Origin of the sequence: Flavobacterium tagetis (assembly GCF_016735615.1) — a bacterium.
GTDB classification, from domain to species: Bacteria; Bacteroidota; Bacteroidia; order Flavobacteriales; family Flavobacteriaceae; genus Flavobacterium; species Flavobacterium tagetis.
On sequence record NZ_JAERSF010000001.1, the window covers coordinates 939,924 to 958,866 of the forward strand.

General features: G+C 30.5%; 15 protein-coding genes. 3 read left to right on the forward strand and 12 right to left on the reverse strand.

What is annotated here, in order from left to right; all coding sequences use genetic code 11:
- Nucleotides 1-60 precede the first annotated feature (60 nt).
- Nucleotides 61-615, reverse strand: coding sequence for a DUF5683 domain-containing protein (locus JI750_RS04090; protein ID WP_201999076.1), 555 nt, complete (start codon nucleotides 613-615; stop codon nucleotides 61-63).
- A gap of 366 nt (nucleotides 616-981) precedes the next feature.
- Here JI750_RS04090 and JI750_RS04095 point away from each other — a divergent pair, with 366 nt between their 5' ends.
- Nucleotides 982-1,821: a DUF6625 family protein gene (locus JI750_RS04095; RefSeq protein ID WP_201999077.1), complete on the forward strand. Its 840-nt coding sequence runs from the start codon at nucleotides 982-984 to the stop codon at nucleotides 1,819-1,821.
- Between the two features lie 130 nt (nucleotides 1,822-1,951).
- Here JI750_RS04095 and JI750_RS04100 read toward each other — a convergent pair whose 3' ends face one another.
- The 8 genes from JI750_RS04100 to JI750_RS04135 form a co-directional block, all read right to left on the reverse strand.
- On the reverse strand, nucleotides 1,952-3,238 hold the full coding sequence (locus tag JI750_RS04100; protein ID WP_201999078.1) for an HlyD family secretion protein: 1,287 nt from the start codon (nucleotides 3,236-3,238) through the stop codon (nucleotides 1,952-1,954).
- Between the two features lie 45 nt (nucleotides 3,239-3,283).
- Nucleotides 3,284-5,545 carry a peptidase domain-containing ABC transporter gene (locus JI750_RS04105; RefSeq protein WP_201999079.1) on the reverse strand — a complete coding sequence of 754 codons (2,262 nt, stop codon included), beginning with the start codon at nucleotides 5,543-5,545 and terminating at the stop codon, nucleotides 3,284-3,286.
- 25 nt (nucleotides 5,546-5,570) lie between these two features.
- Complete coding sequence (locus JI750_RS04110) at nucleotides 5,571-6,407, reverse strand: DUF6625 family protein (protein ID WP_201999080.1); 837 nt, start codon at nucleotides 6,405-6,407, stop codon at nucleotides 5,571-5,573.
- A gap of 9 nt (nucleotides 6,408-6,416) precedes the next feature.
- Nucleotides 6,417-7,982, reverse strand: a complete 1,566-nt coding sequence (locus tag JI750_RS04115) for a thioredoxin domain-containing protein (RefSeq protein ID WP_201999081.1) — start codon at nucleotides 7,980-7,982, stop codon at nucleotides 6,417-6,419.
- A gap of 135 nt (nucleotides 7,983-8,117) precedes the next feature.
- Nucleotides 8,118-9,317 carry a TlpA family protein disulfide reductase gene (locus JI750_RS04120; protein WP_201999082.1) on the reverse strand — a complete coding sequence of 400 codons (1,200 nt, stop codon included), beginning with the start codon at nucleotides 9,315-9,317 and terminating at the stop codon, nucleotides 8,118-8,120.
- A 165-nt stretch (nucleotides 9,318-9,482) separates the two neighbouring features.
- Nucleotides 9,483-9,674, reverse strand: coding sequence for a hypothetical protein (locus tag JI750_RS04125; protein WP_201999083.1), 192 nt, complete (start codon nucleotides 9,672-9,674; stop codon nucleotides 9,483-9,485).
- Between the two features lie 160 nt (nucleotides 9,675-9,834).
- Nucleotides 9,835-10,014 (reverse strand): hypothetical protein, encoded by a 180-nt coding sequence (locus JI750_RS04130; protein ID WP_201999084.1) that lies wholly within the window; start codon nucleotides 10,012-10,014, stop codon nucleotides 9,835-9,837.
- A gap of 813 nt (nucleotides 10,015-10,827) precedes the next feature.
- Complete coding sequence (locus JI750_RS04135; RefSeq protein ID WP_201999085.1) at nucleotides 10,828-11,016, reverse strand: hypothetical protein; 189 nt, start codon at nucleotides 11,014-11,016, stop codon at nucleotides 10,828-10,830.
- A 218-nt stretch (nucleotides 11,017-11,234) separates the two neighbouring features.
- Between JI750_RS04135 and JI750_RS04140 the strand changes: the two genes are divergently transcribed.
- Complete coding sequence (locus JI750_RS04140) at nucleotides 11,235-11,603, forward strand: helix-turn-helix transcriptional regulator (protein WP_201999086.1); 369 nt, start codon at nucleotides 11,235-11,237, stop codon at nucleotides 11,601-11,603.
- A gap of 146 nt (nucleotides 11,604-11,749) precedes the next feature.
- Here the strand turns inward: JI750_RS04140 and mfd are convergent, their stop codons facing one another.
- Both mfd and JI750_RS04150 read right to left on the reverse strand, forming a co-directional pair.
- Complete coding sequence (gene mfd, locus JI750_RS04145; protein ID WP_201999087.1) at nucleotides 11,750-15,115, reverse strand: transcription-repair coupling factor; 3,366 nt, start codon at nucleotides 15,113-15,115, stop codon at nucleotides 11,750-11,752.
- A complete protein-coding gene (locus JI750_RS04150; RefSeq protein WP_201999088.1) occupies nucleotides 15,108-15,716 on the reverse strand; it encodes a hypothetical protein in 609 nt (202 codons plus the stop codon). Before JI750_RS04150 ends, mfd begins: the two co-directional genes overlap by 8 nt.
- A 312-nt stretch (nucleotides 15,717-16,028) precedes the next feature.
- On the opposite strand from JI750_RS04150, the gene JI750_RS04155 reads away from it, so the two are divergent.
- Nucleotides 16,029-16,967, forward strand: coding sequence for an L-threonine 3-dehydrogenase (locus tag JI750_RS04155; protein ID WP_201999089.1), 939 nt, complete (start codon nucleotides 16,029-16,031; stop codon nucleotides 16,965-16,967).
- A 75-nt stretch (nucleotides 16,968-17,042) separates the two neighbouring features.
- On the opposite strand, the gene JI750_RS04160 is transcribed toward JI750_RS04155, so the two are convergent.
- Nucleotides 17,043-18,923 (reverse strand): M1 family metallopeptidase, encoded by a 1,881-nt coding sequence (locus JI750_RS04160; protein WP_201999090.1) that lies wholly within the window; start codon nucleotides 18,921-18,923, stop codon nucleotides 17,043-17,045.
- Nucleotides 18,924-18,943: the final 20 nt, after the last annotated feature.

Here is an 18,943-nt window from a genome sequence, read left to right on the forward strand (position 1 = left end):
TTATTTTGCCACGACTCGAGCGATAGCGAACAGAAGAAGCAAATTCGTGGCAACTCTTTTCTAAAACGAATAATTCACAGCGAATCCAAAATCATTCTTAAATGTGATATCGTTTTTTATAACTGCAGGTTTAAATGCCAATCTTTCATCTACATTAAATTGCGATAAAGCCGCATCTATATTGGCATCAATAATATTTAAAACATAAAATCCAACTATAAATAGAGCTGATAAATCTCTGTATCGCTGATATTCTTTTTGAGCAGATGTCAATTGGCTTTCTGTTAAACGTGCTAAAAATTCAGAATCACTTTTTTTACCTTCAAGCCTATTTTTGTATTCGTCTCTGTATAAATTATATTTTTTCTGATTGTCAATATAAAAATAAGTGCTCGTGCCAATTGCCCCATAAACTAAAGGAACCTTCCAATATTTCTTATTGTAAACTTGACCTAAACCTGGCAAGACAGCCGAATAAAATGCAGCCTTTGCAGGACGAAGCGGGTCAATGGTTTCCGATTTTAAGGAATCTTTTGAAATGATTTTATTTTTTCCTTGAGCGAAAATTGTAGTTGATCCTAAAAATAAAAATAGAAGAATAAGTTGGTTCTGCATATAAAGTTGTCTTTGAAAATTTGAGTCAAAGAAAACTTTTTAGTTCTAAGATTTTTCTTAAATAAAAGATAAAGAAAGCTTAATTTTTTTTATTTTGTTTGTCACGAATTCATTAAATAATATTTTATGTTCTCGAAAATTTTTAATGTCCCTGAAAAATTGATTTTTTTAATTATAGCTCAAAATTTCAAGAACAGTACGAGATTTCCGTATAACTTTTTATTCAATTTTTTTTTAATTTTATAAGAATATCTTCTTAATTTTAATAAGATCTAGTGTAGATGATTTTTAGTTTCCATTTAAATTAAATTTTGATACCATTAAAAAGATAATAATATTTTCTAAATACATTAAATTATAAAATATATGAAGATCTCCCCTTCAATTGCTATATTAACATGCTGGTACGGTGATTATCCTTGGTACTTACCCTATTTTATAAAATCTTGTAAATATAACCCTTCTATAGATTTCGTAATAATAACTGAAAATAAAACTATAATACCTAACAAGCCGTCGAATGTGATAGTAGTTAATAAGTCATTTGATGAATTTAAAAATAATGCAAGTTTTAGATTAGGATTTCAAGTGGCACTAGACACCCCATACAAATTAAACGATTTTAAACCCGCATATGGTTTCTTATTTCCTGAAATTATCTCAAAATATGATTTTTGGGGTCATGCTGACATCGACATGGTATATGGGAATATCCGGGGATTTATGACAGATGAGCTTTTACAAAATTATGACATATTAACTAGTCGCGAAGATTTTATTATGGGTACATTTTGCTTATTCCGAAATAATCAGCAAATGAATACACTTTTTATGAAAAGTCGAGATTATAGATACATTCTCACGAATGAACAATATTTTTCTTTTGATGAATGCAACTTTTTATTTGAAGAATTAGGTTTAGGGCATTCAATATTAGATTACCCAAACAATCTTCAGAGCATGACATATCTTGCAAAAAAAGGAAATAAAGAAGGGAGTTTTAAAGCTTTTTTTGATCGCTTAATTATACGAGGAATGTCTAATAAAATACGATGGGATAACGGATTAATAATTTATGATGACAAATTTGAATGTCTGTTTTATGATATGATTGATTATAAAGTAAAATGTAAAAATAAAAATGCTAGTTCTACTATCCCTGATATCTTTTATTTTAATGAAAAAGGCATAAAAATAGTTTTATAACATTATTGTATATTAAAATAATTCAAGAAATATAAATTGTTTGATAAATCAATTATAAGTAAAACTAATCTCTAATAGTCAAAATCTATTACTTAATTTTTAATCAATTAAGCAAATGTTATTAAACTGTCTATTCAGTTTTAAAAATATCTCTAAATTGATATAATAATCGTTCAATCAAACGTAAATCATCAGTCAAAATATCGGCAGTACCGTTCATTTCTTGTAAAAAAACAATTTGTTTTTTATAAGATGTTTCCAGACCATTCGGTAATAATACATCAATTAATAAATTACCATCTTTATCAGGTGTTAATGAAATTCCTTTTATAATTCCTTTTATAATTCCAAACTCACGATCTGGATAATTTGCGAGCCTTATATTAACTATTTGACCAACTTTTATTTTACCTGAATTTTGTGCAGGAGCTTTCACTTTTCCTATATATCCTTTTTCATTTGATGGAATTATAGCAAATACATTTTCTCCAGCATCTACAGTCTGATTTTCTGCCCAAAGTTGTAAAAAACTAACTTTACCATCTATAGAAGAACGCAAAATGTAATTTAGTTCCCAATCTCTAATCGCTTTTTTTAGTTGATAAAATGCACGTATTAAATTACGCTCTAAGTCAACATTTTCTATATTTTCATTAATTTTAGTTTTATTACTACTCCTTTGCAATTCAATTAAAGATGATTTTAAAGAGGAAATAGAACTTAATAAAACCTTATAATTTCTTTCAACTTGAAGATATTCTAACTTGTGTTTCTCTAATTCTTGTACGGCTATAATCCCTTTTTTAAACAAATTCTCATATCGCTCTAAATCATTTTTTTGTAGAACTAGCTCGCTTTGATTAATACTTTTCTGTGATTCAAGTAAATTTAATCTTTCTCTTAACTGAATCGATTCATAACTTTGTGCGACACCTTCTATTTTAAAGGGTTGTAATTTCACATTCAAGTCGTATGCACTGCTTTCCTTTTGAAAAACAGCAAAATAGCTTTCTACATCTCCAAGCTGAACATGTTTTAGTTTATCAAATGGAAACCTATTTTTATAAACATTCATTGTGTCTAAAATGCTTTTTAGTTTCAAAACATCGTTGTAATTCGCGGCGTTTTCAATTACTGCTAATGGTGTGTTTTTAGAAACAATTTTATTCTGTTTAACAAGAATAGCTTCAATTTTACCAGACTTACGAGCAACTAATTTTTCAGGTGGAATATTTGATGTTATTATAATTTGAGTTGTAATAACATCTGGGTATTTTATAAGCCATGAAGTAAAAAACAACATTAAAATGATTCCAAAAATCATTAAATTACCCCATCTAATCATCCAATGTGGTACTTTGGTAAGAATATCTTGTACTTCTTCACTTCTTAACTCTATAGATACATTCTCCGGCATTTTTTCTAATTAAAAAAATTAATAAACTATCTATTTTACAAAAATCTAATCTGCTAATTGTAATTGATTTCTAACCAATTCATAGTAGTTACCTTTTTTCTTTACTAATTCTTTATGATTTCCCCTTTCAACAATCTTACCTTTTTCCAGAACTACAATTTGATCAGCATTCATAACAGTACTTAGCCGATGTGCGATAACCACTACTGTTTTGTCTTTAAAAAAGATACCTAATTTATGCATTATCTCTTTTTCATTATTTGCATCAAGTGCACTTGTAGCTTCATCAAAAAATAACATTTCGGGATTTTTATAAACTGCTCTCGCAATCATTAATCGTTGTTTTTGTCCTGTACTCATCCCAACACCTTCCATTCCTATTTTAGTATTAAAACCTAACGGATAGTCTCCAATAAAATCTTTAATATTAGCTACATCAGCAGCATAATTCAATTTTTCTTTATTTACTGAGTCAACACCAATAGCAATATTATTAGCAATACTATCACTAAAGATATAGCTTTCCTGCATTACAGTTCCAACGTGGGATCTCCATGTTTTTTGAGCAACATTTTTGAGATCTAACATTGAGACAGAAGAATTAGTTTTGTAAAGGGACGAAACTTCATTAACTGAAGACGAATTGAAAGTTTCGCTTGCAAGACTTATACTTCCGCTATTGGGTTCGTAAAATTTTAACAGTAATTTCATCAAAGTTGTTTTGCCGCTCCCACTAGTACCAACAATAGCAGTAATTTTATTACTCGGGATAGTTAAATTTAAGTTTTCTAAGACATTGGTATCACAACCAATATATTTAAAGCTTACATCTTTTATTATAATGTCACTATTTTCAGGAATCTCATGTGCTTGGTTTTGTTCTTGCTGAGTTTCATCTTCTTTTTCGTGTATTTCAGACAATCTAGCTAATGATATTTTTGCATCTTGTACTTCACGAATAAAATTAATAAGCTGTAAAATTGGCCCATTCAAACCCCCAACAATACCACTTATTGCAAGCATCATACCCAAAGTAATTTCTCCATCAATAACTAATTTTGCGGACAAAAAGATGATCACAATATTCTTTATCTCATTAATGAAATTAGAACCTATATTTTGAGTTTGCTCTAAAACAATGCTTTTCACCTGAACTTTAAATATTCTTGCTTGTACATATTCCCACCCCCATCGCTTTTGTTTTTCAGCATTATGAAGTTTTATTTCCTGCATTCCATTAATCAGTTCGATTACTTTGCTTTGTTCCTGAGAAACCTCGGAAAAACGTTTATAATCTAATTTTTCACGTCGTTTAAGGAATACAACTACCCATAGAAAATAACAAAAACTGCCTAGAAAAAAGACAAGAAAAATTTTCATGCTATAATATGCTAAAACGGCGCCCATTATAAACATATTAATTAATGAAAACATTACATTTAATGATGATGTTGTAAGTATTCTTTCGATACGATTATGATCGTTTATACGTTGAATAACATCACCAGTCATTCGTACATCAAAAAAAGAAATAGGTAAATTCATTAATTTTATGAAAAAATCTGATATTAAGGATATACTTATTCTTGTCGAAAGATGCAACAAAATCCAGCTCCTTATCAATTCTAACCCTGTTTTTCCAACAAAGAGAAATAATTGTGCAAATAAAATCAGATAAATAAAGTGGATATTTTGATTTTGAATTCCTACATCAACAATGCTTTGTGTCAGAAAAGGAAATATAAGATCTAACAAACTTCCAGCTAATAATCCGATAATTAATTGAAATACAAAAGCCTTATATGGATAGATATATTTAAGTAGAAAGGAAAATCCAAAAGTATTATCTTCAGTTTTTTCAAATTCTGATAAATGAAATTTTGATGTAGGCTCTACTAATAAAATAATTCCCTCATTAGTTGTTTCATTGGCATTATTACCAATCCACAATTTTAAAAAAGATTGTTCATCATATTCCAATAATCCAATTGCAGGATCAGAAATATAATAGATACTCTTTTTAATATTATAAAGAACTACGTAATGATTCTTATTCCAAAATAATATACATGGTAGTGGCGCTTCTTTTAGTTTTGTTAATGAAAATTTTACACCTACTGACCTAAAACCAATTTTCTCCGCGGCATCACTAAGCATTAGCATATTGCTACCTTCCCTAGTGGTTTCACTATAATCCCTTAATTCCTGTACTTTAATAGATTTACCATAATATTTGGCAATAATTTTTAAACATGTTGGCCCACAATCTTTAGATTCGGTTTGTATATAATTTGGGAATTTTTTCAATTTTTTAATTCTTAATTTTTATAATTTATCTCGAATGATAAATTTTTGCTTTACTTATAAAATATTTGTTTGGGATATTTTTTGGAACTTTTTTAGGATTATACTCTTTTTTCAGCCAAAACAAATGATACATTATTCCTTCAAATTGATTTTTGTAATAAATCCTTCCATTCTCAAAAGTTATTCTCCCTATTAATCCTTCAAGAAGAATAAAATCAAAATGCGCAACAATTTCCTGATCTAATTCTGCTCTCTTAATAAGATGCGTAAAACTTTCAACTTCTGTCTCAAGATCAAATATGGATGCTCCTGCCGTTAATGAATCCCAAACAAAACTGCATTCATCAAAACAGTAATGTTTCGCTTCTGAAAATACTTTTTTGTAATCCTTACTTCTCATAAAAAAAGTATTCATCTTTTCATTGTTTTTATACAAAGCAAAACATCCAGTAGTATAATCGTGCCTAAGACTTATGAAATCAAATTTATCAAGCATTTCGGTGGTAATAAAATCTCGGACATTTCCATAAATAATATCCAAATCGCTTTGTCCCCAAAAATCGTATCCATTTATAATTTCAGGGAATAAAAAGCCATATGCTGGTTTAAAATCGCAAAGTTTATACGCATAATCGATATTAACCTGGAAACCAAGTTTTTCTGATGCTGATTTTATTATCTCTGATAATGTTCTGTATATAATTATTACATTATCGGGTTTGTTTGGTATAACTTCTGTATTATCCGTGATAATATAAAAATCCACAGTAGGATTGAAACTACAAGAATTTATGTAATAAGGAAAATACCATGGATAAGGACCGTACCAGCAAGTAATAACTGCAATTGATTTTAATTTCATTTTTTTTATTTAAAATTCTTCATCTATTAAGTCACCTACAAAAAATTGCAAGCTTTTTCTATCGTACATTTTAGGATATTCATAACCATTTATAAAAATAGCTGGTGTAAAATTATAATCGTTTTCTGCACACCATTTATATTGTGATCCAAATATTGCATCAAACTCTGAAGTGGCGTCTGTTGGAAATAAACCAAACCATTCCTTTGTATTTTTAATTTCAAACCAATTTCTTAAGGCTTTTTTAAAAGTTGCCTCTCCATCTTCTTGGTATATTTTCATTAAACTTCTGAACAGTTTCTGAGAATCTTTAGTCTCTGATTCCAAATCTGCTTTTAAGATTACTTGAATTTGCACATCATCGTTATACTTTTCTAAAATAGTTTCTATAACTTCATGGGCGCCTTTACAGTGACTGCAATAAGGATTTGATATAACTGTAATTTTTGTTGTACTTTCTTTGTTACCCAAAATAATTGGGCTTTCTGGAAGTTGTGCTTTCTCTTTGGCAAATAATGAATTTTTAAAAACATCATAATTTCTCTCAAATCGAAAAGATTTTGAAAGCTCTTCTTTAAGTTCTTTTTGTTTTACAAACAATTTTTTTAGGTTGTTCCAAACAAACAACACAACTAAATAGATAAATCCAAAAAGAATTACTGATGCGAATGAAAATGAAATATTATCTTTTTGAAAAACAAACAAATACGCAAATTCAAATATAATATTGCATGAAATCAATAAACAGATAGGACACCATTTTTTTTCTACAATTTTTTGATAATATATTGATAGAAACAAAACAGGAATGGCTACGATAAGCATTATTTTCTGGATCGAAAAATAAACTTCTGGATTACCATTAAGTATAAAACTAAATAATCCTAAAAATTGCGAAACAAAGAAAACGATACTTAAATCACTAAAATTAATAATTTCAAAAATTTTCCATTTTGCCGAACCAACTACTTCTGTACAACTTGTTGAAGCTGTTATATTACAAAAACTGCTAATAATTTTACTTTTATTATCAAATAATTCTTTAAGTGCTCCAATTGAAAACAAAATTCCTAAAACAGGAAAAATAAAAAATAAATTTGTTCTTAAATCTTGATTACTATAAAACAATACAGTTAAAAAGGTAACCAAAACAAAAACTGGCAAGAACCTGTTGTAATTCTTTTTATTGTCTTTAATTATATCTTCTGTGTCTTTTTTTTCGGCTAAAAGTACAATTCCTGCCCAACGATCAACTAATTCTTGTTTTGAAATTAACTTTGTTATTTTTTCTTTTGTAACTGAATAATTTTCGCCTTTCTTTTCAACAAAATTAAGTTCATTATCACCTGATTTTTCCATCAATAAAGCCATAAATCTCTCCGGCAATAAATCTATTTGATTGGAACCTAAACGAGTAGCGAGATTATCAATTGAAAAAAAACTTAAGGTGTCAGAAATTGCTAATAAAGAGGGATAATCAGGATGAGACTTTATTTGAAACTCAAATTCTGCTTTATCAATTGTGATTTGCTCTTTTTGCAAATAATCGAAGAAATGGGTAAAATCTTGGTTCATAAATTTATGATTGTATTTTAAGATATTTTCTGTTTGTTTTTTAGAGATGCTTTAGCGCTACATTTACTTCATTAATAAATTTATTTTAAATATTAAGATCCTTTTTTATGGTTTATTTTATGTAGACTACTGTGTTTATTGATATTGATAAAATTCAATATTGGCTTTACTTTTTTCAAGTGTTAAACCATAGGTTTGTAACTCTTTTATTGTTTCTTCTATTGAGTTGTTTTTCAGAATAAAATCGTATTTGTTATTGAGATTAGTTTCATTTTTTATTATTACATTATAAAAAACACTCATACTTTTAACTACATCGTCAATCCCTACATTAGAAAAAAGAAAATGCGTTTTGTTTTGTCCATTTTTTACATCGTTCTCATTAGTAACTTCTACAAGTTTGTCCTTGTTTTTTAATCTTAGCACATATACTTCTGAATCAATTATTTTTATATTTTCATGTAGATTTAAAGATTTTAAAATATTATTTCTAATATCTTGTTTTGGCTCTAAATTTTTATAAAACTTATTTTTATAAAATAAACTATAGTAACTCTCTTTAAAATTTTCCGGCAAAATAATTTGAGATTCTAACACATTAGATAAATCTGACAGAATTGTATTTAATCTATTATTTAAGTCAAAATACAAACCATCTTCATTTAGAGAATTAACTTTCATTTTTATCTCATTTTCTTTCCCATTTAATAAAGTAAAAGAATATTGAGTTTCTGTATTATAAATTGCTTTATATACAATATCAATTATTCTTTCTTCTGTTGGCTGGACAAACTTGACATCATCAATTCCATTCGATTCTGAATTGTCTGAAATTTTTAATTCTTCATTATTAACAAATTTATTTAATATTGCCTCGTTTAAAAGTTGTGGCGAACCAACCCATTTTACAATTCCTTCCTTATTAATAAGTATGGTACGTGGTATACTTACTGATCCATCACTTTCTTCTATAAAGCTTTTAAGTGTCTTTCGCGTTTGATCACTTACTACTATTGAATTGAACGTTATCCGATTTAAAGTTCTCAAAACTTTCTCAGGCTTTTCGTCTGTAATTGAAATGAAAATTAAATCTTTTTTGTTTTTAAATTTCTCTTGAAATTTGTTCAAATTAGGAACTTCTTCTAAACATGGCCCACACCAGGTTGCCCAAAATTCTAATAAAATATATTTGTCTTTAAATGATATATTTTTGGGAATATTAGAAATATAATCTGTTACATTAATTTCTGGCGCAACGTCACCTACTTTAATTTGGGCTTGAATCGATAACACAGAAAACGAAAAAAATAGTACTACTATAACTTTGTTTTTCATGATGTTTAAAATATTACTGCAACATTCTACACTACTTTTTAACGAATGTATCATACCATTAATTGAGTTTTAGTAAAGTATAATAAATTAACTTTTTGTACTTTTTAATGGATATGCAAATGAAGGTAAGGCGTCACTATACATAATGCCTAATCATTTCATTCTTTATACACAAGCTCTTAATATTCCTCCATTAGAGCAAACAGGCAGTCCTTGACTTAGATCCCAAAAGCGGCAATCACCACAAGTAGTTCCAATACAACACTGTACAGCACTTCCAGCCATAATATTTTTCATTTCCGTTCTGCTAAGTTTACCCTCTACAGTAACAAGGCTAATTTTTTCTAGGTTTTTCATAATTTTATTGTCTACTTAATGGGTATTTATTTTATTGTTTTATCTACGTAAACTTCTCTCTATAACAAATTTTTTGATTGATTTTAGTCCAGATTTTGAAGATAGATGTTAAAAATGAAAAATATTCTATTACAGTTACCTTCCCCTTGTATCAATATAATTAGCAAGCCGTTAAGACCCCTTGTTGGCAATAAGGTGTTCCTTGACCTACTCTACAAGCACTACAATTACTTCCTATACAACACATATATCCATTACTACCTGCCATAACATTTTTCATTTCTTTTCTGCTAAGTTTGCCCTCTATATTGACAAGGCTCATTTTTTCAAGTTTTCTCATGATTTTGTTTTTAAATGTTACAGATATTCATTTTTTTTGAAATTCAAAAGAACTAAAGACACTATTTTTTATAGTGCCTAATCATTCTTTACATAAATGATTAACTTCAAATTTGAGACTACTTCATAAAGGAATTGCCCAACTAGGATCCCGCACATGCTCTTGCTTGAGATCCACTGGCACACATAGGAAGTGAACCTTGTGGTAGTTGGCGACAATCACTGCAAGTAGTTCCTATACAACACTGATATGCACTCCCAGCCATAATGTTTTTCATTTCCGTTCGACTAAGTTTACCTTCAATATTTACAAGATTAATTTTTTCTAGTTTTTTCATGATTTTGATCTTTATATTGTTAATACTTATTTTTTATCATTTTACCCTACAAACTTCAAGTCTAAAAAACATGCATCTACATTAATTGATTTTAGGTAAAGTATTCTGATATTATTAAAAATCACATGACCTTGTTTGACCACTACTGCAATTAGAAATTGAACCGCTAGATAATGGATAGCAACTACTACAAATAGTTCCCACACAGCACATGAAGCCGCTTCCAGCCATAATGTTTTTCATTTCTTTCCTGCTAAGTTTGCCTTCAATATTCAAAAGGCTCATTTTTTCTAGTTTTCTCATGGTTTTTAATTTTAGTACAATATTTTTACCTAAATTTACAAGTCACTTTCTTTGACTAACAAGACTCTCTTTTAAGAAATTTTTAGCCTAATTTTATACTCGATTTTGAGGATTATTACTCAAAATGAAAGGCACCAAATTACTGGCACCTCTCAATTGTTATAACAATCTAATTAACAAGCAGTTACAGTTGCTCCGCCACTGCAAACAGGTATTCCTGCTCCTCCGCCATACTCTCTACAAGAACTACAATTAGTTCCTATGCAACACTTAAACCCACTACCAGCCATAACATTTTTCATTTCTTTTCTGCTAAGTTTGCCTTCGATATTTGCAAGACTCATTTTTTCTAGTTTTTTCATGATTTTTTGTTTTAATGATTATTAATAAAAATTTCTGGCTTATCCAGAATTATCCTAAAATCACTTTCTCAATTTACAACGCGCGTTTTGTTTATCTCAAAAATGATGAAAGAATATGTTCCAAATTTGTGATTAAAATTTAATTGCCCCAATCCTTTTTTCGTAATATTTTATGCACATTAAAACATAATCATTATTTTTAGTGCAAAAAAACTCACATGATAAAACAAAAATTAACAAATAAACGCACAGAAAGAAATTTTTCACAAGAAAAAATGGCGGAACTACTGGGGATATCTCAATCGCAATATAATCGCAGAGAAAATGGAGTTACTAAAATATCAAAAAACGAATGGGACAAAATGGCAAAAATCCTAAATACTACTCTTGAAAGTATTTATGAACCAGAAGACGGTATATATATAATAGACAATAAAAGTTCAGGCGATAACATTTCACATGCTCAAAATAATTTTCATCAATTACCAAATCATATATTAGAAACAATGAGAAAATATATTGAAAAATTGGAAGACGAAAACCAAGTTCTAAAAGACGAAATTAAAGTGTTAAAAAATAATTGTTAAATTAATATCGCATTTGATATAAGGGCTGTGATCATTTTTTAGTTTTGTTACTAAAATAAATTTTAACTAAAATTATTTCAAAAAAGAAAAGTCTTTAAGATTCTTACTCTTAAAGACTTTTCTTTTTATTTTCACAATGATTAAGTTTACTCCTCAAACAATTCCATCAATTCCAACGCTCGTTTTATCGACTTCACATTTTCAAAAGTCAATAACAAACGTAATCCATTAACGGTTTGTTTTTCTTTCATTTTGCAAAGATTGCTATGATTCTGAACAAAATTCAAGACATTTCTAAACTTCACCGATTGGTAATAATCAGATTGTTGATCGGATACGAAATAACCAATCATTTTTCCTTGCTTCAAGACTAATTTCTCAATTCCGACTTTCGTTGCAATCCATTTTATTCTGATGCTGTTTAATAAAGAAACAGCTTGTTTTGGCAACGGTCCGAAACGGTCAATCAATTTCTTTTCGAATTCCTGTAAACCTGCTTCGTCTTTTATTGCTCCCAATTCGTTGTATAAAACCAAACGTTCAGAAACGTTATTGATATATTCATCTGGAAATAATAATTCAAAATCGGCATCGATTTGAATGTCTTTTACGTATTCTTTTGTATCGATATCATTTTCTTCAGGATACAAATCTTTGAATTCATTTTCCTTCAATTCTTCAATCGCTTCATTCATGATTTTTTGGTACGTATCAAAACCAATTTCATTAATGAAACCGCTTTGTTCTCCACCTAATAAATCTCCTGCTCCACGAATTTCAAGATCTTTCATTGCAATATTGAAACCACTTCCCAATTCGCTGAATTGTTCCAACGCCTGAATACGTTTTCTAGCATCTTCAGTCATAGAAGAATACGGCGGACAAATGAAATAACAGAATGCTTTTTTGTTGCTTCGCCCTACTCGACCTCGCATTTGATGCAAATCTGATAATCCGAAATTATTGGCGTTGTTGATGAAAATCGTGTTGGCATTTGGAACGTCCAATCCGCTTTCGATGATTGTGGTTGCCACCAAAACATCAAAATCTCCGTTCATGAAACCTAACATCAATTCTTCAAGTTTTGCTCCGTCCATTTGTCCGTGACCGATTCCGACTCTTGCATTTGGAACCAAACGCTGAATCATTCCTGCCACTTCTTTTATATTTTCGATTCGGTTATTGATAAAGAAAACTTGTCCGTTTCTTTGAATTTCATACGAAATCGCATCACGAATGATTTCTTCATTAAAACCAACAACATTTGTTTCAATAGGATAACGGTTTGGCGGAGGCGTTGTAATTACAGATAAATCTCGAGCCGCCATTAATGAAAACTGTAAAGTTCTCGGAATTGGCGTTGCAGTTAATGTCAGCGTATCAACATTCGCCGCAATGGTTTTCAGTTTATCTTTTACGTTAACTCCAAATTTTTGTTCCTCATCAACAATCAATAAACCTAAGTCTTTAAAAACCACATTTTTGTTTACTAATTGATGTGTTCCAATAACGATATCCAGCTTTCCTTCGGCTAAATCTTTTAAAGTCTGCGTTTTTTGTTTTGCCGTTCTAAATCGGTTTAAATAACCAATTGTAACCGGCATATCTTTCAATCGTTCAGAAAAAGTTCTATAATGCTGATAAGCCAAAATCGTAGTCGGAACCAAAACAGCAACTTGTTTACTATTATCAACCGCTTTAAAAGCAGCACGAATTGCAACCTCTGTTTTTCCGAAACCTACGTCACCACAAACCAAACGATCCATTGGGCGATCGCTTTCCATATCGGCTTTCACTTCTGCCGTCGATTTCATTTGGTCTGGCGTATCTTCGTAAATAAACGAACTTTCCAATTCGTTCTGAAGATAACTGTCGGGCGCAAACTGAAACCCTTTTTCTAAACGACGTTTTGCATAAAGCTGAATCAAGTTGAATGCAATATGTTTTACGCGCGCTTTGGTTTTTTGCTTTAAAACCTTCCAAGCGTTCGAACCTAATTTATAGATTTTAGGAGGCGTTCCGTCTTTTCCGTTGTATTTTGAGATTTTATGAAGCGAGTGAATGCTCACATACACAATATCATTATCGGCATAAACCAATTTTATGGCTTCCTGGGTTTTACCTTCTACTTGAATTTTCTGTAATCCGCCAAACTTCCCAATTCCGTGATCGATATGCGTTACGTAATCGCCAACAGAAAGAGCAGTCAGTTCTTTTAAAGTAATATTCTGCTTTTTCGAATATCCATTTTTAATGCTGAATTTATGATAACGCTCAAAAATCTGGTGATCTGTGTAAGCCGTTATCTGATTTTCTTCATCAATAAAACCTTGATATAAAGGCAGTACAATTGTATGATAATGTTTCCTGATATTTTCAGAATTCGCTTCGTCTAAGCTTTCAAAAATATCATGAAAACGTTTTGCCTGCGTTTCATTCGAACAAAACAGATAATTGACATATCCGTTAAAATGATTTTCGCTTAAATTATTCAGCAATAAATCAAATTGTTTATTGAAGGATGGCTGAGGCTGAATATGAAATTCGAATTTCTTGGTTGTTTTATAAACTGGTCTTGAAGCCAATTCTACAACTGAAAAATCTAAAGATCTTTTTATAAATGAAGCCTGATTTAAGAACAATTGCTCCGGCGTAGCATGTTTTATTTCTTTCGAAAGTTTCTCAAAAGCTTCTTCTGCCCTTGCAAATTGTTTATCTAATTGGCTAAAAAGTCCTTCAGTGTTTTGAATGAAAAGAACTGTTTTCTCCGCAATATAATCTAAGAAACTCTCACGGTTTTCTTGAAAAAGTTTATTCTCAACATTCGGGATAATCGTGATTTTTTTATGTGTTTCTACCGATAATTGCGTTTCAACATCAAAAGTTCTGATGCTATCTACTTCATTTCCAAAAAATTCAATTCGGTAAGGATGATCATTTGAAAATGAGAATACATCGACAATTCCTCCACGAACCGAAAATTCTCCAGGTTCTGTAATAAAATCTACTCTTTTAAACTCATATTCAAATAAAACCTCGTTAATAAAATCGATAGAAATTTTATCGTTTAACGCTACTTTTAAAGTGTTTTTATCGAGTTCTCTTCTTGTTACTACTTTTTCAAAAAGTGCTTCTGGATAGGTAACAATTACGGCTGGTTTTTTTCTTGAATTAATTCTGTTTAAAACCTCAGCACGAAGCAAAACATTGGCGTTGTCTGTTTCATCAATCTGGTACGGACGACGAAATGAAGCAGGGTAAAACAATACATCTTGTTCTCCAATCATCTGTTCCAGATCGTTTAGGTAATATGCCGCTTCTTCCTTATTGTCTAAAACAATCAGAAAAGGCAGTTCGGTTTTCCTGAAAACAGAACGTATTATAAAAGAAACAGCAGATCCCAACAATCCGCTGATGTTCATTTTTACCTGATTTCCTTCCAGTAAACTTTTAGCAATCTGCTCTGCTTTTGGCAGATTATCGTAGGTTGTATATAAGGCGTTTTTACTCAACTTTTGGTATATTTTTATCTAAAGGCGGTGCCGAACTCGGAATCGCGCGTGTTGTGTCTAACATTCTAAGGAAATCTTCTTCTCCTTGTTCTTTAGGTATTTTGGCTTTTTCGACAATTTTATCCATTTGTCTTTCCAAAGAAATTAGTTCTTTATTGATTTCCTGAATTAAAAAAACTACTTTATCATCTGGAATTTTACTTAAATGAATAAATAAATCCAGCATTTTAATTTTTGTTATTAAAATAGAAATACGGCTTTTAATCTGAGGCTGGTTAAATTGTGCCGGAATATTATTGTTTAAAGCCATTGCTTTCTTAGAAATAGCAGCCGATTTTTTCTGAAAAGCTCCAATTGTTTTTCTTGGTTTTTCTCCAATCTCTTTCATAAATTCACGCCATTCTGTCCACGAATTTAATTGTGATTCAGAAATTTCGTTAATTGGCTCATCTAGAAAAGTCCAACCTTTATTTATATTATTAAAAATAGCTTCTTTCTTTTTTGCTTCTTTTGCATTTTCTGCAAGGCGTTTTTCATTTTCATTTTGGCAAGAAAACAATACAGTTGTCAAAAGCAGAAAAAGAGATATTTTGTATTTCATTTATTAATAATGTTAGGCTGCAAAGTTACGAAGTAAATTTACAAATATGAATTCTGTTTTTTGCTAAAGATTCTATAAATCAAGGTTATCTTTTTCTTAGGCGATGAAGCCAAATAAGACGTTTTTTTTCGTTTCAATTCTATTAAAAAAGCTCTTTAAAACAAAAAATAAAAAGACACAAAGACACACCTCCTGTAAAAGCGAATAATCCAACAAAAAAACTTTTTAATTATTGAATTAATAATTTATAATTCTAGAAAGTAGATGTAATTGCGAAAACGTTATATTTGTGTCTCTAAAATTCTCGGAAAAATGAATCCAAAAATATTGATCATTGGCGCTTGCGGTCAGATTGGAACAGAGCTGACTCAAAAGTTGCGCAAAATATACGGAACAGAAAATGTAATTGCTTCTGATATCCGAAAATTAAATACTGATGTTGTAAATTCAGGCCCTTTTGAAGTGGTCAATGCTTTAGATTTTAATCAGATCGAACATTTGGTTGAAGTGCATAAAATTACAGATGTCTATTTGATGGCTGCACTTTTATCGGCAACTGCCGAAAAAAATCCCGCATTTGCTTGGGATTTGAATATGAATTCGCTTTTTCATGTTTTAAATTTAGCGAAAGCAAAAAAGATTCAGAAAATTTTCTGGCCTTCAAGTATTGCGGTTTTCGGACCAACAACTCCAAAAGAAAACACTCCGCAATATACTGTAATGGAACCTTCTACAGTTTACGGAATCAGTAAACAAGCCGGCGAAAGATGGTGCGAATATTATCATAATATTTATGGCGTTGATGTTCGCAGTATTCGTTATCCAGGTTTAATTAGCTGGTCTACTCCTCCAGGCGGTGGAACTACAGATTATGCTGTTGATATTTTCTACAAGGCTATTGCTGATAAAAAATACGAATGCTTTTTATCATCTGAAACCAAAATGCCGATGATGTATATGGATGATGCCATTGATGCAACAATCAATATCATGAAAGCACCGGCTGAAGAAATCAAAATTCATTCTTCATACAATTTGGCTGCAATGAGTTTTACTCCAACAGAAATTGCTGCAGAAATCAAAAAACATATTCCTGAATTTGAGATTACTTATAATCCAGATTTCCGTCAGAAAATTGCTGACAGTTGGCCAGCAAGTATTGACGATTCTTCTGCAAGAGAAGATTGGGGATGGAATCATAAATTTGATTTGGAAACTATGACAAAAGATATGATTGAACATTTGAGTTAAATTTTCAATTATCATAAAAAACAAAAATCCCGTTTAGAAATTCTAAACGGGATTTTTTATATTCAATTTTGAAGATTATTTCACTTCAAAAACATTGTTTGTCTGCTTAACATCAGCCATTAATCCGCTTGGGTCGATAGTAATTTTTTTGATTGACGACTTATTTTTGTCAATTGTAAAACTATAGTTTTGCTGTGCCCAAGCCCAATCTTCTAGAACTGTTCTTTTCTCGTTAGGGTTTGGATTTGGTTTAATAAAATTCATCATTCTTAACGGAATGTAGAATGTTTCAGAAGTTCCGTCAGTATAATCCACTTTTAAATCGATTGGCATTGGCATTCTTCCAATTCTTTCTAAAGAAACCGTTGTTTTTCCTGCATTATCTGCTACATCTTTAATTCCGTAATCGATCGTATTTGTAGTTTGTGTCCAGTCAATTAAATACCAGTCTAACTCCGCTCCAGAAACTCTTTCAGCTGTTCTTTTAATGTCGTTTGGAGTTGGGTGTTTGAATTTGAAATCGTTGAAATATCTTTTTAAAGTTGCATCAACATTCTCTTTTCCAATTACATATTCTAATTGAGAAAGGAAAAGACTTCCTTTAACATAAGAAGAAATACTGTAAGGACGGTTTTCATCATAACGATCTCCATGAGTTGTCTGCGGCTGTTCTTTACCAGAATTTACTAAACTGTAATAAGCTTTATAATTTCCTACAAAAGGATTTACCTCTTTTTTGTCTCCTTTTAATTCATTCAAAGCACTGTCTTCGATATACGTTGTAAAACCTTCGTCCATCCAAGGGTGTTTTGATTCGTTTGAAGCCAAAATGTGTTGAAACCAAGAGTGCCCTAATTCGTGCGTTGCTGTTCCAAGAATTCCTTCTAGAGTGCCGTTACCTAACATTAGAGTACACATTGCATACTCCATTCCACCATCTCCACCTTGAATAAATGAATATTGTTTGTATGGATAAGCTCCAACTCTTTGGTTGTAATATTCCATTACTTTAACCATTAGAGGTTCTAACTGTTTCCAGTTTGCAGTTGTTTTTTCATTGTTTTTGTAAAAGAAATGCAAATCGACATCGTTTGGTCCTTTAACAATATCATGCGTATATTCTTTATCAGCAGCCCATGTAAAATCGTGAACATTTGGCGCAATAAAATGCCATGTAAGTGTTTTAGCTTTTTTAGGATATGTAACTGTCACACCAGCATCTTGATAACCATGTCCAATAGAATTTTTGTCTTGCAAATATCCAGAACCGCCAATTGTGTAATCTTTATCGATTGTAATTTTCACATCAAAATTACCCCAAACACCGTGAAATTCTCTTGCGATGTAAGGATCTGCGTGCCATCCTTCAAAATCAAATTCAGCTAATTTTGGATACCATTGCGACATAGAAAGTTCTACCCCTTCAGAATTGTTTCTTCCAGAACGACGAATTTGTACCGGCACTTGTCCGTCAAAATCTAAAGTAAAAGTTGTTTTAGAATTTGGAAGAATTGGTTTAGCTAAAGTCACTTCTAAAATTGTTCCTGAAACTCTAGTTTGAGCTACAGCACCATCTTGTTTGAAGTTTGTAATTTTTAAATAACCAATTTCATTTGGTTTTAAAGTTTCAATACGGCTTTGTTTTACTTCTTTTCCGTCAGCTTGTTTTACTTTGTTTACCATTCTTCCGTCTGGATCTTTAATAAAATGAAGACGCGCATCCATTTCGCTTCCTGGCTGAAATGCGTTTGGAAACAAATGATAGAATACTTTTTTAAGAGTATCAGAAGAATTATTGGTATAAACCAATTCTTGTTTTCCTTTGTACTGATAGTTTTTTACGTCCATTGAAACCTCCATTTTATAGTCAGCGTGCTGCTGCCAATATGGGGCGCTTTGTGCAAAAGCCGAGTTAAAACCTAAGCTTAGGAAAGAAAGTAAAATAATTTTTCGCATGTTTATATGTAATAGAAAAT

Excerpts from the sequence above, each read along its gene's own strand:
- JI750_RS04095 (WP_201999077.1), top strand. The coding sequence starts at position 982 with ATGAAGATCTCCCCTTCAATTGCTATATTAACATGCTGGTACGGTGAT.
- JI750_RS04120 (WP_201999082.1), bottom strand. The coding sequence starts at position 9,317 with ATGAAAAACAAAGTTATAGTAGTACTATTTTTTTCGTTTTCTGTGTTA.
- JI750_RS04100 (WP_201999078.1), bottom strand. The coding sequence starts at position 3,238 with ATGCCGGAGAATGTATCTATAGAGTTAAGAAGTGAAGAAGTACAAGAT.
- JI750_RS04130 (WP_201999084.1), bottom strand. The coding sequence starts at position 10,014 with ATGAGAAAACTTGAAAAAATGAGCCTTGTCAATATAGAGGGCAAACTT.
- JI750_RS04110 (WP_201999080.1), bottom strand. The coding sequence starts at position 6,407 with ATGAAATTAAAATCAATTGCAGTTATTACTTGCTGGTACGGTCCTTAT.
- JI750_RS04140 (WP_201999086.1), top strand. The coding sequence starts at position 11,235 with ATGATAAAACAAAAATTAACAAATAAACGCACAGAAAGAAATTTTTCA.
- JI750_RS04090 (WP_201999076.1), bottom strand. The coding sequence starts at position 615 with ATGCAGAACCAACTTATTCTTCTATTTTTATTTTTAGGATCAACTACA.
- JI750_RS04125 (WP_201999083.1), bottom strand. The coding sequence starts at position 9,674 with ATGAAAAACCTAGAAAAAATTAGCCTTGTTACTGTAGAGGGTAAACTT.
- JI750_RS04150 (WP_201999088.1), bottom strand. The coding sequence starts at position 15,716 with ATGAAATACAAAATATCTCTTTTTCTGCTTTTGACAACTGTATTGTTT.
- JI750_RS04160 (WP_201999090.1), bottom strand. The coding sequence starts at position 18,923 with ATGCGAAAAATTATTTTACTTTCTTTCCTAAGCTTAGGTTTTAACTCG.
- JI750_RS04155 (WP_201999089.1), top strand. The coding sequence starts at position 16,029 with ATGAATCCAAAAATATTGATCATTGGCGCTTGCGGTCAGATTGGAACA.
- JI750_RS04115 (WP_201999081.1), bottom strand. The coding sequence starts at position 7,982 with ATGAACCAAGATTTTACCCATTTCTTCGATTATTTGCAAAAAGAGCAA.
- JI750_RS04135 (WP_201999085.1), bottom strand. The coding sequence starts at position 11,016 with ATGAAAAAACTAGAAAAAATGAGTCTTGCAAATATCGAAGGCAAACTT.